This window comes from Peribacillus sp. NPDC055009 (genome assembly GCF_053608705.1).
In genome coordinates this window covers 70730-85198 of sequence record NZ_JBSGVZ010000013.1, presented here as the reverse complement: position 1 = coordinate 85198, position 14469 = coordinate 70730, and the positions used below count along the sequence as shown (strand labels likewise).

At 38.4% G+C, this 14469-nt stretch carries 18 protein-coding genes; 10 read left to right on the top strand and 8 right to left on the bottom strand.

What is annotated here, in order from left to right:
- The first annotated feature begins 226 nt into the window (after nucleotides 1–226).
- Nucleotides 227–865 (top strand): LysE family translocator, encoded by a 639-nt coding sequence (locus tag ACWF5P_RS18700; protein WP_452445155.1) that lies wholly within the window; start codon nucleotides 227–229, stop codon nucleotides 863–865.
- A 587-nt stretch (nucleotides 866–1452) separates the two neighbouring features.
- Here ACWF5P_RS18700 and ACWF5P_RS18695 read toward each other — a convergent pair.
- Nucleotides 1453–1725, bottom strand: a complete 273-nt coding sequence (locus ACWF5P_RS18695; protein ID WP_034307327.1) for a hypothetical protein — start codon at nucleotides 1723–1725, stop codon at nucleotides 1453–1455.
- A gap of 198 nt (nucleotides 1726–1923) precedes the next feature.
- The gene (locus ACWF5P_RS18690) at nucleotides 1924–3543 is read right to left on the bottom strand and encodes an ABC-F family ATP-binding cassette domain-containing protein (RefSeq protein WP_095394509.1); all 1620 of its coding nucleotides are present in this window, start codon (nucleotides 3541–3543) and stop codon (nucleotides 1924–1926) included.
- A 343-nt stretch (nucleotides 3544–3886) separates the two neighbouring features.
- On the opposite strand from ACWF5P_RS18690, the gene ACWF5P_RS18685 reads away from it, so the two are divergent.
- Nucleotides 3887–4288 carry an RDD family protein gene (locus ACWF5P_RS18685; RefSeq protein ID WP_101225130.1) on the top strand — a complete coding sequence of 134 codons (402 nt, stop codon included), beginning with the start codon at nucleotides 3887–3889 and terminating at the stop codon, nucleotides 4286–4288.
- Between the two features lie 183 nt (nucleotides 4289–4471).
- Here the strand turns inward: ACWF5P_RS18685 and ACWF5P_RS18680 are convergent, their stop codons facing one another.
- Nucleotides 4472–4711: a hypothetical protein gene (locus tag ACWF5P_RS18680; protein WP_101225129.1), complete on the bottom strand. Its 240-nt coding sequence runs from the start codon at nucleotides 4709–4711 to the stop codon at nucleotides 4472–4474.
- A gap of 321 nt (nucleotides 4712–5032) precedes the next feature.
- Between ACWF5P_RS18680 and ACWF5P_RS18675 the strand changes: the two genes are divergently transcribed.
- Nucleotides 5033–7291 carry a HelD family protein gene (locus tag ACWF5P_RS18675; RefSeq protein WP_452445154.1) on the top strand — a complete coding sequence of 753 codons (2259 nt, stop codon included), beginning with the start codon at nucleotides 5033–5035 and terminating at the stop codon, nucleotides 7289–7291.
- Nucleotides 7292–7331: 40 nt separating this feature from the next.
- Here ACWF5P_RS18675 and ACWF5P_RS18670 read toward each other — a convergent pair whose 3' ends face one another.
- A complete protein-coding gene (locus tag ACWF5P_RS18670; RefSeq protein ID WP_452445153.1) occupies nucleotides 7332–7853 on the bottom strand; it encodes an N-acetyltransferase family protein in 522 nt (173 codons plus the stop codon).
- A 141-nt stretch (nucleotides 7854–7994) separates the two neighbouring features.
- Between ACWF5P_RS18670 and ACWF5P_RS18665 the strand changes: the two genes are divergently transcribed.
- Together ACWF5P_RS18665 and ACWF5P_RS18660 are read left to right on the top strand one after the other, a co-directional pair.
- Entirely contained in the window at nucleotides 7995–8186 is a 192-nt protein-coding gene (locus ACWF5P_RS18665; protein WP_034307314.1) for a hypothetical protein, read from the top strand.
- A 77-nt stretch (nucleotides 8187–8263) separates the two neighbouring features.
- The gene (locus ACWF5P_RS18660; protein ID WP_452445152.1) at nucleotides 8264–8680 is read left to right on the top strand and encodes a hypothetical protein; all 417 of its coding nucleotides are present in this window, start codon (nucleotides 8264–8266) and stop codon (nucleotides 8678–8680) included.
- Between the two features lie 358 nt (nucleotides 8681–9038).
- Here the strand turns inward: ACWF5P_RS18660 and ACWF5P_RS18655 are convergent, their stop codons facing one another.
- Nucleotides 9039–10229 (bottom strand): alanyl-tRNA editing protein, encoded by a 1191-nt coding sequence (locus ACWF5P_RS18655; protein WP_452445150.1) that lies wholly within the window; start codon nucleotides 10227–10229, stop codon nucleotides 9039–9041.
- Nucleotides 10230–10375: 146 nt separating this feature from the next.
- On the opposite strand from ACWF5P_RS18655, the gene ACWF5P_RS18650 reads away from it, so the two are divergent.
- The 4 genes from ACWF5P_RS18650 (at nucleotide 10376) to ACWF5P_RS18635 (ending at nucleotide 12225) form a co-directional block, all read left to right on the top strand.
- The gene (locus tag ACWF5P_RS18650) at nucleotides 10376–10579 is read left to right on the top strand and encodes a response regulator (RefSeq protein ID WP_452445149.1); all 204 of its coding nucleotides are present in this window, start codon (nucleotides 10376–10378) and stop codon (nucleotides 10577–10579) included.
- A complete protein-coding gene (locus tag ACWF5P_RS18645) occupies nucleotides 10576–10935 on the top strand; it encodes a diguanylate cyclase (RefSeq protein WP_452445148.1) in 360 nt (119 codons plus the stop codon). Before ACWF5P_RS18650 ends, ACWF5P_RS18645 begins: the two co-directional genes overlap by 4 nt.
- Before the next feature lie 20 nt (nucleotides 10936–10955).
- Nucleotides 10956–11231 (top strand): hypothetical protein, encoded by a 276-nt coding sequence (locus ACWF5P_RS18640; RefSeq protein ID WP_452445170.1) that lies wholly within the window; start codon nucleotides 10956–10958, stop codon nucleotides 11229–11231.
- A gap of 121 nt (nucleotides 11232–11352) precedes the next feature.
- Nucleotides 11353–12225: a CvfB family protein gene (locus ACWF5P_RS18635; RefSeq protein WP_452445147.1), complete on the top strand. Its 873-nt coding sequence runs from the start codon at nucleotides 11353–11355 to the stop codon at nucleotides 12223–12225.
- A 45-nt stretch (nucleotides 12226–12270) separates the two neighbouring features.
- On the opposite strand, the gene cotJC is transcribed toward ACWF5P_RS18635, so the two are convergent.
- From cotJC to ACWF5P_RS18620, 3 genes are read right to left on the bottom strand one after another with little or no spacing between them, the layout of a single operon-like run.
- The gene (gene cotJC, locus ACWF5P_RS18630; protein WP_101225121.1) at nucleotides 12271–12840 is read right to left on the bottom strand and encodes a spore coat protein CotJC; all 570 of its coding nucleotides are present in this window, start codon (nucleotides 12838–12840) and stop codon (nucleotides 12271–12273) included.
- 12 nt (nucleotides 12841–12852) lie between these two features.
- Nucleotides 12853–13119 carry a spore coat protein CotJB gene (locus ACWF5P_RS18625; protein WP_063234474.1) on the bottom strand — a complete coding sequence of 89 codons (267 nt, stop codon included), beginning with the start codon at nucleotides 13117–13119 and terminating at the stop codon, nucleotides 12853–12855.
- Nucleotides 13120–13353, bottom strand: coding sequence for a spore coat associated protein CotJA (locus ACWF5P_RS18620; protein WP_063234475.1), 234 nt, complete (start codon nucleotides 13351–13353; stop codon nucleotides 13120–13122).
- Between the two features lie 257 nt (nucleotides 13354–13610).
- On the opposite strand from ACWF5P_RS18620, the gene ACWF5P_RS18615 reads away from it, so the two are divergent.
- Nucleotides 13611–14444: a LysM peptidoglycan-binding domain-containing protein gene (locus tag ACWF5P_RS18615; protein WP_434167100.1), complete on the top strand. Its 834-nt coding sequence runs from the start codon at nucleotides 13611–13613 to the stop codon at nucleotides 14442–14444.
- Nucleotides 14445–14469 lie beyond the last annotated feature (25 nt).

Sequence of the window (14469 nt, the reverse complement as noted above, 5' to 3'; positions counted from 1 at the left end):
CAAAAATGGTGTTTATCACTTTTTAAGGGAAAGCAAAGGTAAGTCAAAGCCATTCCTTACAGACAAGAGCTCATTTTAAAACAGTTTGAACAGATTCCTTTTCTAAATGAGCAACAAATTGCCTCCTTGATGAAAGCGAACCTTAAAAAAAGTGTAAACTAGCTTTCACCAATCAAGGAGGAGCCCAATAAAGCGTGTGCAAAAATACAACAAGGAGTTGCTTTTTATGGAGTTTTCAAATATTTGGCTATTTGTAATTACTGCTGCTACATTGTTAATAATACCTGGACCGGCTGTGTTGTATATTATGGCAAGAAGCATTGATCAAGGGAAGAAAGCGGGCATAGTATCAGTTCTGGGTGTATCTCTTGGTGGTTCTGTTCACGTTTTAGCTGGAGCAATAGGAGTTTCGGCAATCCTTATGACATCAGCAACAGCCTTTAATATCGTTAAATACTTAGGTGCTGCATATCTTATCTATCTGGGGTGTAAGACTTTACTTTCTACATCCGATCGAACGACATCAGAAATTCTAAAAGCCCCTCGCAAAAGGTTTTTAAAGATATTTTACGAATCAGCGCTCGTAGAAGTAATGAATCCTAAGACAGCACTCTTTTTTTTAGCCTTCTTTCCGCAATTCATATCATCTTCTGCTGGATCAGTCACAATTCAATTTTTGCTTTTAGGAATTATATTTATTATACTAGCTTTTATTAGTGATGGTCTGTATGCAGTTCTTGCAGCAAGTATTAGAAAGCGGATTCTGGGTAGTGAAGTGAATTCTAAGTTGCAGAATCGGATAACTGGTTATTTATATATAGTTCTAGGGGTATTCTCCGCCTTTGCGAGCCCCTCCAAAACATAAGAGTATAGATAACGGTAAATGATATGACTATGAACTCCTATGACTTCTAGAGCATTCGTGAGATAGTTTTTAGTTTATTTAGGGAGTTTATTTGCATAAGGAACCAGATAGCTATAAAAAAGCAAACTCACCAAAACTGAGCGAGTTTGCTTTTTTATTTGAAAACGAAGTCAAAAAACATCTTTCATATGGGTTCGTAATTTCAAAAAAACACATCAAAAATACACCCTTTATAAGCTGAATAGAATCATGTTTAGAAAGCATCCTCATTACACAAGTATTAATAATTCTATTTTAAAACAATAAAGACATTAGGCAAAAGGTTCTATCTAATAGTTAAACCAATTGATTGGAGCGGGTGTGTGAGACCCCGCAGGCGTAAAGGCGACGAGGGCGGGCCGCCCGTGTAAAGCGAGTTTCTGGAGCGGAAATCAACGTCTAAATTATAACTCATAAAAAACTGTAGGCAAACTCGATTTTCATCGAGTTTGCCTACAGTCCGAGGTAAGAGCTACTTGTATGCTCTTACCTTTTTTGAATGGTTTTCGCTAATAAGAGGCAGGATCAGTTTATCTGGACTTTTATACTTAACAAATATGTTCGTCATACTCGGTTTTCAAGTAATTCATCATCCTTTGTTTTTGGTGGGAATAATGAAAGCAATTAAAGTAATAGGAAAAGTCGTCAAAAAAGAGAGGGTTTTTATCATCAAAGCCATAAGAATTTAAAAAATCCGAGATTACTTTTTCTTGTTCCACTACATCGAACAATCCGGATATATAAAAATGATAACTGAATTTATCATATAAAAAAAGGTATCCTGTATCATCAAAAATATTTTTCACAGTATGACCATCCAATTCTAACTCACTCCTTCCTTACCAATATACCTTTTTATCGATGAATTTATTCAGTGCTCATCTTTCAGGGAATATTATTATATTTATTGCAGCGTGTTTTTTATACCTTCAATACATTAAAGGTATGAAATAAATGCAGGCAGCAAGAATCGGGAACGAAAAAAGCACATCCAATAAGGATGTGCTTTCATAAAAGTATTATTTGTACATTTCAGCCACTTGTTTTTGCAATTCGCCATTTTCAAGGTACTCATCATAACTCATTTGCTTATCGACTGTACCTTTTGGAGTAAGTTCAATGATTCGGTTCGCTATAGTTTGGATGAACTGATGATCATGTGAAGAGAAGATCATAGATCCTTTAAAGCTGATTAAACCGTTGTTTAATGCCGTAATCGACTCTAAGTCCAGATGGTTAGTAGGTTCATCAAGCATCAGGACGTTCGAACCGCTTAACATCATTTTGGAAAGCATACAGCGGACTTTTTCGCCCCCTGAAAGTACACTTGCCTTTTTCGTGACTTCATCGCCAGAGAATAACATTCTGCCCAAGAAACCGCGCAGGAAGCTTTCGCTCTGGTCATTAGGAGAATATTGACGGAGCCAATCGACAAGATTTAAATCGACACCTTCAAAGAATTCAGCATTATCCTTAGGGAAGTATGCCTGAGAGGTCGTAACGCCCCATTTGAATGAGCCGCTATCCGGTTCAATTTCACCTGCCAAGATTTTGAACATTGTTGTTTTAGCAATCTCATCTTTACCGACAAATGCAATTTTGTCGCCTTTATTCATCGTGAAGCTGACATTATCCAATATTTTTACGCCATCGATCGTTTTCGAGATTCCATCTACACGAAGCAGGTCGTTCCCGATTTCACGTTCAGGAGTAAAGCCGACATATGGATAGCGGCGTGATGAAGGCTCGATGTCATCCAAGCTGATTTTGTCCAATAATTTCTTACGGGATGTCGCTTGGCTCGATTTGGATGCATTGGCACTGAAACGCGCGATGAAATTTTGAAGCTCTTTGATTTTTTCTTCTTTTTTCTTATTGGCATCTTGAGTCAGTTTAAGGGCAAGCTGGCTTGATTCATACCAGAAGTCATAGTTACCGATATAAACTTTGATTTTACCGAAATCAAGATCCGCGATATGTGTACAAACTTTGTTAAGGAAGTAACGGTCATGGGAAACTACGATAACAGTGTTTTCAAAGTTGATTAGGAATTCTTCCAGCCATTTGATCGCTTTTAAGTCCAAGTGGTTGGTAGGCTCATCCAATAAAAGAACATCCGGTTTACCGAATAATGCCTGGGCAAGCAATACTTTAACTTTGTCGCCACCGTTTAATTCAGCCATTTTCTTTGTATGCAGGTCTTCCGTGATGCCAAGGCCTTTTAAGAGGATTGAAGCTTCAGGTTCAGCTTCCCAGCCGTTTAATTCGGCAAATTCTCCTTCAAGTTCGGCCGCTTTCATTCCGTCCTCGTCGGTGAAGTTTTCCTTCATATAGATGGCATCTTTTTCTTGCATGACTTCATATAATCTTTCATGTCCCATAATGACAACTTTAAGGACTTCTTCCTCTTCATAAGCGAAGTGATCTTGCTTTAGAACGGCAAGGCGTTCGCCAGGACCCATATGGACATCGCCGGATTGCGCTTCAATTTCACCTGAAAGGATTTTTAAGAAAGTGGATTTACCCGCACCATTCGCACCAATCAGGCCATAGCAGTTACCAGGAGTGAATTTTATATTAACATCTTCAAACAGTTTACGATCGCCATAACGTAAACCAACATTATTTACTGTAATCATTTATTTACATTCCTCCAAAATACTTTTGTTTCAACGTGTCCAACACTTTGTTTCATTAGTTTTACGCTGATTCATACAAACAGCAGTTTACGATCTTGTATGTTTTAAACTGTGCATCATTTAAATTGTATCTTATTTCTTAGGAAAATTAAAGGCAGATTAGCAAAAACAAACGTTTATAAGCAAAAATTACACAGAGATTTAATTTTGCTTATAAATTGTCACCAATTATGTAAGTTTTATTTTTTTGTTAAAGAATTCGGTGGGTACAAAGACTCGTTACGCACCATCCTTATTATTGGTAATATAGGTAACTGTAACTAACACAACAGGAGGATTTTAAATGAGCGATTCAGTAGGTTTTTGGAAACGTCTTTTTGCAGGATTTTTGGATGGCATAATAGTGTCTTTTCCATTAGCGATTATTTTCGGGTTGATTACCGGTGATTGGGAAAATGAAAACTTTTCAACGTTTTTCAACTTTCTTTACATGCTGATTGTCCCGATATTATGGTATGGCTATACAGTGGGTAAAAGGATTATGGGAATACGCATAGTACGGGTGGACGGAAGGAAATTAGGCATAGGCACAATGCTATTGAGGTATTTAGTTGCTGCTTTGGTTTATGCCATTACATTTGGGATAGGGTTTATTGTCAGTGCGTTCATGGTTGGCATAAGGAAAGATCATAGAGCGATACATGATTTCATAGCAGGTACGTACGTGACATCTATTAAACCATGATTAATTGTTAAGCAGTTTAATAGCTGCTTTTTTTTATGAAAATCTACAATTCCGAATAAGAAATGATTTTTCGGCGGGGAAATTACAAATTAAGATACAAATATTACACTGGAAACCACGTAAGAATATCTATTCCATTAATACAGTGGCAGTTAGGAACCAAAAAGCACTTAACCTCTATGGTCAAGTGCTTTTGTTATTCAGAACCTCTTTATTTTGATTAATGATGATTTTATTTCTTAAGATCATTTCCTTATTATTAAGTCCAACATTGAGTTCTTTGGTATTATTCACTTTTTCCAGCAATGATACTACAGATATTTCCAATAATTCAGAAACAGGCATATTTGTTTTGGATGATAAAATTTCAAGTTCATGGATTAATTTAGGGGATAGCATTGGTTGTTTTTCATTTATTTCCATGACAGTACCCACTTTCTTAAGAAAATTATGTAATTGTAATTTAAGTATATAATGTGAGTTTCCGATAAAACATTAAATTAGCATTATTTATGTTAAGAATTGATGACAATAGCAGCAGTTCATAAGTCAACGTATTATTTCTAAATCAACGTAATATATAGTGTATTCTTCGAATTATATGAAATATAAGGGAAGTGGTAAATTTAAACTATATAATTCTATGTCTCCAGATTTGTCAACCATTGGCTTTTCTGATAGTATAAATGTCCATTTCGTATTAGCGTCGGCATTTTAAGTTTGATAAATACACAAGGAAGGGGAATGATTTTATTGGGAAATCACCCTGATTTTGAAAAGGAACGACAGCGGCTGGATTTTACGAAACGTTATATCGATGTAGTCATCAAAACATCAGAAACAAGCAAAGATCAATTTCAGAGGAATATGCAAGAAGCTTTTGGCGATGCCGATTGGTCTGAATCAGCCTTATATTCACAACTGCTGACGACGGCCAACTTTTTTGAGATGTCGAAAACCGAACTTGAAAGTTTACGCAAAGCAAGTAAAAAACCCTACTTTGCAAGAGTGGATTTTGAAAGGAATGACGGTGATAGAGGCGAAGTCCTTTATTTCGGAAAAGCATCGCTTTATCAGAGGGAAAGCCAGGAACAGATTATTGTCGATTGGCGTTCACCGATTGCAAACCTGTATTATGAGGGACGGATTGGTGAAATAGAATATGAAGCGGAAGGGGAGACATTCAGCGGGAACATTACTTTAAAAAGACAGCTAATGATAGAAGAAGGTATCCTGGAGGAGATAAGGGACATTGATTTGACAACAACCGATGAATTGTTGCAGGAATCCCTTTCCAAAAGTTCCAGCAATCGATTGACAGATATCATTACCACGATCCAGGAAGAACAAAATAAAATCATTCGGGCAGATTTGAATAAACCTATCATTGTTCAGGGCGCAGCGGGCAGTGGTAAAACCACAATTGCTTTACATAGGATCTCCTATTTCATTTATCACTATAAAGACCTGTTCGATCCGCGTCAATTGATGATTCTTGCTCCGAGCCGGGTTTTCATTGATTACATATCTGAAGCTTTACCTGAATTGGGAGTCGAAAAGGTAAAACAATTTACATTTTCGGAATATGTTCAGGCAGCGATAGGAAAGCAAGTGAAGCTTATAGCGGATGATAAATTAACTCGATTGCTGGAAAATGATGATGAAGAAATTAATTCAGCCGTCTGGATATCAGGTCTGAAGGGTTCCCCTGCCTTTAAATATATATTGGACGAATATGTAAAGGATATTTTCAGGGGCTTTCATCCAGATGCTGATTTTTATTGTGATAAATATCGCCTCTATTCCGCTAAGAAGTTCATTAGATTATTGGAAGAGGATTATTGGTATTTACCGTTATACAGCAGGCTGGACAAACTGAAGGCCATACTACAAAATGAAGTGAAATTGAAAAAGAAAACAATCCTTGAACGTGTAGTTGATTTTTATGATGCCAAAATTGAGAAAGCTCTAAATAAGAATATCGATCCAGTCATTCGCAAGGACTTTGTTACAAAATGCCTCGATAAGAAAGAGGAAAGGATGGGGCAGGTCCAAAAGGCGATCCGTACTTCGGTAAAAGGGTATTTTAAGCAATTCAAAAGTAAAGATCTCCTGGATTACTATCAGGAATTATACCAAGATCCCGAGCGTCTCGCCTCGTACAGTAACGGTAAACTTACTGTTGAAGATGCCAGTGTTTTATGTGAGTATAATCATAAATTATTCTCTGCTAAAAGTTATGAGATGGAGGACTTAGGAGCATTATTATATCTTCATGAGCGGCTTTTTGGTGTCGATAAAGAAAACAAAGCAAAAAATGTCGTCATTGATGAGGCACAGGATTATAGCTTCATGCAGTTACAGGCATTAAAGACGGCAGTGGATACCGATATGTTCACACTAGTAGGAGATCTTGCGCAAGGCATCCATTCATATCGCGGACTTCAAACGTGGGACGAGGTTCACAGTCGTATTTTCCCTCGGGCGACTTATACTGAATTACAAAAAAGCTACAGAACAACTGTTGAAATAATGAAAAGAGCTAATGGAATACTTCAGATGTTAACATACGATTTCCCGGAAGTTGAACCTGTAGTTCGTCATGGCAAGGAACCAGAATTCATTTCCATTGAAAAGGAAGGTTGGGAAGAAGAGCTGATCGATCTTATCGCAAGCCTTAAAGGAGAAGGTTTTAAAACGTTTGCCGTTATTGCCAAAACGATGAAAGATTGCAAACTGGCAAACGAGAAACTAAGTGGATTTCATCAAGGCTTTCATTTAATAGATGAAGCGGGAAACATCCCAAAAGATAAAACGTTGATTGTTCCATCCTATCAAGCCAAAGGTCTCGAATTCGATGTCGTATTTGCAATATCCCTCGAAGAAATGTATTGCCATGGAAATGAACTTGATATCAAATTGCTGTACGTAACAATGACAAGGCCATTGCACCGGCTTTATTTTTTAGGTAATGAGAAAACAGCCTTCCTTATCGAGACATGAGAGGGGGAGGGTGGAGAGTAACCACCCTCCTCGGGAATGCTTACAAATGCAAAAGGATATCCTGAATATCTTCCCACCCGAAACCGACTTCGATAAGCTCGATGCCTGCCATTTTAACGGTTTTTTCAGCTATCACTTGACCGCCAAGTGCTCTGTAAAAACCGCAAGAAGGATTATCCTTTAATGCCCAAATTATTAAATTCTGATGTTCCATTTTCATAAGCTCATGTATGACCGCTTTTATCATTTTTCGGCCGAGTCCCTGTCGTTGATATTCTTGTAAAAAATAAATGGCATATACTTCACCTTGAATATGCGGATCATTCGTTTGTTCAGGGCCGCCAGCAGCGAAACCGATGATTTCCCCATTGGCGTTTTCCGCTACAAAGGTGGCATTATGCAGCATCTTTAAATTTCTAAGCCAGTTTTTCTTTTTGGCTTCCAGATTCATGGAATACAAATATTGATCCGGGAGGATTCCTTTATAAGTCGTTTTCCAGCTGTTTATATGTACATTTGCTATTCCACGTACATCTTGTTCCATGGCTTTCCTTATCTTCATAAAAACACCTTCTGAATATCGTATTTTCCCCTAGAATATCATGGAAAAAGCGAATAAGCATTTTATTTATGTTTATAAATGCATGAGAAAGGATATGAAATAAAAGAGTGATTCAACCAGACGAAGGGAAGGATGAGAAAGATGAAATTGAAAGTTGGCTTTTATTTTCCGGGCGGCAAAGAACTAGAGCATGAGGTAGAAGGCGATGACTCAACTCAAATGATTTCAAACATTCAAAAGCACCGTTATTATAATCTAGTTAAAGGCGATTGCCATTATGTAGTAGATACGGAAAAAGCAGCTTATTTTTCTGTAACGGAAATATTGGATTGAGATAAACCGCATTGGACTTTTGTTCCATTGCGGTTTATTCTTTTTGTTGTAAGGAAACAGGAAAAGGAGTATCGACAATGAAAATCAATTTTACCAAGAAACAGTATGAAACATTATTCAAAATGGTTCAGTACGGATATTGGGTTGCTTCCGATATTGAAGATAATAAAGAAGAATTTAGTGAGATGGAACAGTATATTAATTCCTTTGCCAAAGATTTCGGCGTGGAAGGAGTACAGTTTGTGAAGGAATATGAAATTTATGATTTGACTCGGGAATTGGAGGATCAACTTCAAACAGTCATAAATGAGTATGAAGAAGGAGTGTTCAGGGATAAGCTTGCCTATCATTTGGCTAGAAAAGAGTTTGCCGAGGAGTCGGAAAACCATGAATATAATCAGGAGGAAGCGTTTATCCGTATCATGGAGCTCGAGGAAAAATACCATCTACATATTGAAGAACGCGGGTTAGGGAAATTGAAAATGGAAGAATAAAAAGAGAGAGGACTTTATTTGTCCTCTCTTCAGACTGTAGACAAATTGGATATTTATTATGATTGCCTACATTTTTTTGAGGGAGTGTCAGAATATGAACGTTGATTTCCACTCCAGGCACTCGCTTTCCGCGGGCGGTCCGGGAGCCTCCTCGGCGCTCTTGGCGCCTGTGGGGTCTCCCTTGGACGCGCTTTTCCTGCAGGAGTCTCGTACCTTCCGTTCTAATCAACTTTGTTTAATAATTCAGATGGAAGCCCTTTTGTCTACAAGAGAGAGGAATTAATTTGTCCTTTCTATTCTCAATCCGAGAAGTCATGATTTCCGTGTTCACCACGTATGCCATCATTACGGAACGGTTTTATTCACCAGGATTATGGCCTAAATTTTTAACTGTGTATTGGAAAAATGCGATTAAGTCATTTTGTGATGTAAAACCTGCTTGTGCAGTCTGTTCGTTCCCTCCGCCTTTCCCATTATACGAACTGAGTTCAGCTTTAAAATATTGTCCGCAATGAAAGGGGATGTCCCCACTGTGTGAAAGGATGACCTTTTGCTCCTTACGTGATGCTAATAATACGGTAACCTTTTCCTTTTTTACAATCGTACTTGCAAGGTAAAGCAGTTCTTTCATTGAGCTATCTTCGAAAATATGAGAGATGAATCCTCCTCCATTTTCTGCAAGCAGGGAGTCAGCAAGAAAATTTGCATTTTCAAGTTTTAAGTTTTCGTTTGCCGATAGCAGCTGCTTATAGTCATTTTCCAATTTTTCCACCCTATTCAGTATCTCTGTACGTCCGGTATTGAACTTATTCGATAATGCTGAAAGAATTCCTAGGCTTTCGGAATAATCGTTCAATGCCCTGTTGCCGCACTTAAAATAGAGACGGGTATGTTCTTTCTGCTTCTCAGCTTTGAAAATTTTTATTAAGCCAATCTCACCAGTACGCCCTACATGGGTTCCGCCGCAAGGGTTATATTCAATCCCTTCTATCTCAACTATACGGATATTCTCTGAAACTTTAGGCATTTTGACGACAGGAAGTGTCTGTAATTGCTCGTTTGTCACGTAATAGATAAGTATTTCGCGATTCTCGATAATATATTGATTAACTAGCTTTTCAGCAGCAGCCGTATGTACTTCAGTCCATTGGAATCCTGTCATTATATCGATCGTTATATATTCCTTCCCAAGGTGAAAGCTGACTGTATTAGAGTCGAACAGTTCCCTGCAGACGGCAGAGAGTAAATGCTGGCCGCTATGCTGTTGCATATGATCAAAGCGGCGGGACCAATCAAGTTCACAGTGAACGATCTCTGAATCTGGCCGTCTCTCCACCTTATGAAGAATCTTTCCATCATTGTCTTTTATAACGTCAAAAACGGTGATTCCTTCTATTTTACCAGTATCTGCAGGCTGACCGCCCCCTTCGGGATAAAAAGCGGTTTCTTCAAGAGTGATATAGTAAAAGCCATTTTCTTCAATGGTCTCCCGAATTTTGGTATCCCATTGGGAAGTCTTGGTGGACGTGTAATACAATTTTTTTGTCATGTATGATTTCATTTTCCTTTCAGTTGATCCTTAAATTATATCACCGAAATACCAGAGTTTGAAATCGCGGGTTTAGAAGATTAGTTAAGTAAATAAGTAAACTTTATGACAAATCCTAAATAAATTGTGCAAGATGGTAATTATCTATGTTGATTTTATTGAAAGATTTATTGGAGGATAAGGGGTGGATGGTCATAATGAATGCCGGCCCCGTCAAAGCGTCAAATCAATATTCTGAAATGCAGCCGGATTGCCTTATTCTTGATATTCAGTTGCCTGCAAAGGATGGTTTTCAAATTTTCAGGAGATTCATCTTAATAACGAAAAATATGTCATACCGAAGATCATGAACAGTATTCAGAACGATAAACATACCCGGATAAAAGCATTCAGGATGGGTGCGGATGATTTTATTGGTAAGCCGATTGATATCGATGAGTTTATTGTAAAGATAGTAAGGCATATACAGCGGAAGAAAATCTTTGATCAATCGGTCCTTATTGATGAGCTGACACAGGTATATAATAGAAGATTTCTTGAAGATACACTGAAGCGGTCAGGGCGTCATTTTACGATAAGCATCATTGATCTTGAACACTTTAAAAGGGTGAATGATCAATACGGACACTCGGTGGGGGATCTTGTACTGGTTGAGTTTGCACAATTCATTAAAAGCAATATCAGCAGTTCGGACTTAATCAGCTAAAAAGCTCACCTCCTGATGCCATTGTACTAAATATCCTTCTTGAAGAGGGAGAGCTGGACGGCTGGACGAACTTGAGGGAATTAAAAGGTTCCGCAGACTTGAATGAGATTCCCGTTTTTGTATCGACCATACTTGCCGAAAGGGAGAAGGGAATGTCATTGGGAGCAAAGGATTATTTAGTTAAACCGTATAAACCGAGCCAATTATCCAAAGTGATCATGCATACTTTATTAAGTAACGGTAAACAAGGGCATATTCTGGTTCCGCAGGCATTCCATGAAGAAAGCAAGTGTTAAAAAATAAAAAACCGTAATAGGTATACAGAACAACAAAAAAATGATAAATTCAAATATGTTGGAAATATAAATAATTGGGTACAATTGTAGGTAAAGGTAAGTTACAGGAGGATTTTTATACATGCAAAAAATTCAGGCCGGCATGGCTGTAGAGTTAGAAGTGGAACGTAAGGCTGATTTCGGATGGTTTTTAACAGATGGTTCAGAAGATGTCTTACTTCATCATAATGAAATGAATGAAGGAACGGAACTTGAGATTGGCGATGAAGTAACTGTGTTCATCTACCATGACAAACAAGCAAGGCTAACAGCGACAATGAAGATACCCGAAATCCAGATTGATCAGTATGGCTGGGCGGAAGTTGTCAATGTGAAAAGGAAACTGGGTGTTTTTGTTGACATCGGTCTTTCCAAAGATATTCTTGTATCACTGGACGACCTTCCGAATATAGATCGATTATGGCCCGAGGTTGGTGATCGTCTATATGTATCCCTGAAGACAGATCGTAATGACCGCCTGTTTGGTAAACTTGCAACGGAAGATGTAATTCAGGAGATTGCAGTGCCAGCTCCTTTAAAAGGAGTACGAAACACCAGTATTAAGGGAAATGTCTATCGTTTGCTTATGGTTGGGTCTTTCTTTATTTCACAAGAAGGATACCGCTGTTTCATTCACGAAAGTGAACGCAATGAAGAGCCCCGTCTTGGTGAATTAGTTGAAGGGCGCGTCATTGATAGTAAAGAAGATGGAACGCTTAACGTTTCTTTAATCCCCTTTAAACAAGATTTAATGGGGGGAGATGCTGATGTCATTTTCACTTATTTAATGAATCGCGGCGGTGCAATGCCTTATGGCGACAAAACGCCACCTGATGATATCAAGTTTCACTTCGGTTTAAGCAAGGGAGCGTTCAAGCGTGCTCTCGGTAAACTGATGAAAGAAGAAAAGATTTATCAGGAAGATGGTTGGACATATTCTTCAGACCGTAAATGAAAAAGGCAGCGGATTTTCTCCGCTGCTTTTTTTATGTGAATTTCATTAAAAAAACTTCTTTTTACCTTTTTCTTCTTTTAAAATCTCCACAGCTTCTCTGAACCTCATCGAATGGATAATTTCCCTCTCACGCAAAAACCTGAGTGAATCATTGATATCAGGATCATCCGAGATATCGATCAACCATTGGTAGGTTGCTCTGGCCTTCTCTTCAGCGGCGATGTCTTCATATAAATCTGCAATGGGGTCGCCTTTGGCTTGGATATATGTGGCAGTAAATGGATTTCCTGCTGCGTCATGATAAAAAAGGGCACTATCATGATTGGCATAATGGTCACCTAGACCAGCTGCAGCCATCTGCTGAGGGGTGGCGTCTTTTGTAAGCTTATAAATCATCGTGGCGATCATTTCGAGATGGGCAAATTCTTCCGTTCCGATATCCGTAAGCAGGCCAATCACTTTATCAGGAATTGTATATCGTTGATTTAAGTATCGGAGTGCTGCAGCCAACTCGCCATCAGCACCCCCGTATTGTTCTATTAAATATTTTGCCAATTGAGGATTACAGTCTCTTACTTTAACTGGATATTGCAGCTTCTTTTCATAAACCCACATAGATATCTCTCCTTATACCTGCCATGGCCAAGGGCCTTGGCCCCATTCCCATTTATTTTCACCGCCTGGACTGTTTCCAAAACCCAATAATGGACCATATTTAGGCTCAAAAACTGATTTCAATTGTTTGGAGTATTCATGAAATTGATTGAATTGCTGTAATGCTTGCTGATCGTTAGGATGTGTATCCAAATAAAGAGTCAACTCGACAAGTACGAAATCGGCAGCCTGTATTTGTTCAAGCAACTGATAATATTCATCATCCAGTTTCTTATTCATTTATGTCTCCCTTTCACGATATGGATTATCATAAAAATCATAAAAGAATTTCCAAAGTGTACCGTATTTCAAAGCTTCCTCCGGTGTGAACTGTTCCAAATTCGGCGGTTGGAAATTAATATACAAATTAGGAGGTGTCCTGTAGTACTTTCTCCCAATAGGCGGGCACGGATCGAATTTACTATGGAAAGGTTTATATGACTTAACTAAGGTAAAAGTCTTTTCGCGAGTCAAAAAAATACCTCCTTTGTAAAGATATAGCCTTTAAATTTTTATGCCTGGGTAATGCATAATATGACTTCCCTGGTCTGGAAAGGAAATTATCTGGAAAATGATGTTTTTTCAGAATATTATAAAATCTTGTTATAGTCCCGTTATCTTACTGTGATGTTTGTCATCTATTCTTTATCTGTTTGTTCTTTGTATAGAAAAAAACTATGTTAAGATTTAACTCGTAGCTTATAAAGCAGCTCACAAGGAGGTAACAACATATGAAAAAATCAATCTTATCGTTAGCGGCAGCCGCTGCAATATCCGGTGCATTTACAATTCCGGTACAAGCAGAGGATGTCAAAGTGAAAGATGGAGACACATTATGGGGGATATCTCAAACATATAAAGTATCAATAGAAGATATTAAGTCTTGGAACGATTTGTCTTCTGACGCTATTTATGCCGGAGAAACCATACATATTTCTCAAGAAAAGCATTATAAAGTAAAGTCAGGGGACACATTATCGGGAATTGCACACAAATATGATGTAGCGGTAAATGATATTAAATCTTGGAACGGTTTAAATTCAGATACAATCCATCCTGATCAAGAGCTGGTCATTAAACCAGCAGCTAACAAAGTCGAAGCTGCAAGTGTAGAGCCTGCACAGAAATCAGAGCAAGCTCCACAAGCAGAGCAAGCTGCACCAGCAGAACAATCCAAGCCAGCAGAACAATCCAAGCCAGCAGAACAAACGAAGCCGGTTGAACAATCGGAACCAGCAGACACAAACAATGAATCCCAAGATCAAGCAGAAGCTGGAAAAGAGATTACTGTTAGTGCAACAGCCTATACGGCTGATTGTCAAGGCTGCAGCGGAACAACAGCCACAGGAGTGGACTTGAAAGCTAATCCTGATGCAAAGGTAATTGCCGTGGACCCTTCAGTCATTCCACTAGGATCAAAGGTTTATGTTGAAGGTTATGGCTACGCAACGGCAGCCGATACAGGCGGTGCCATCAAAGGGAATAGAGTGGACATATTTGTTCCAAACCAACAGGATGCCGTGAATTGGGGCGTTAAAAACGTTAAAGTGCAAATCCTGAATTAATTTAACCATGCAAAACATGTTTATA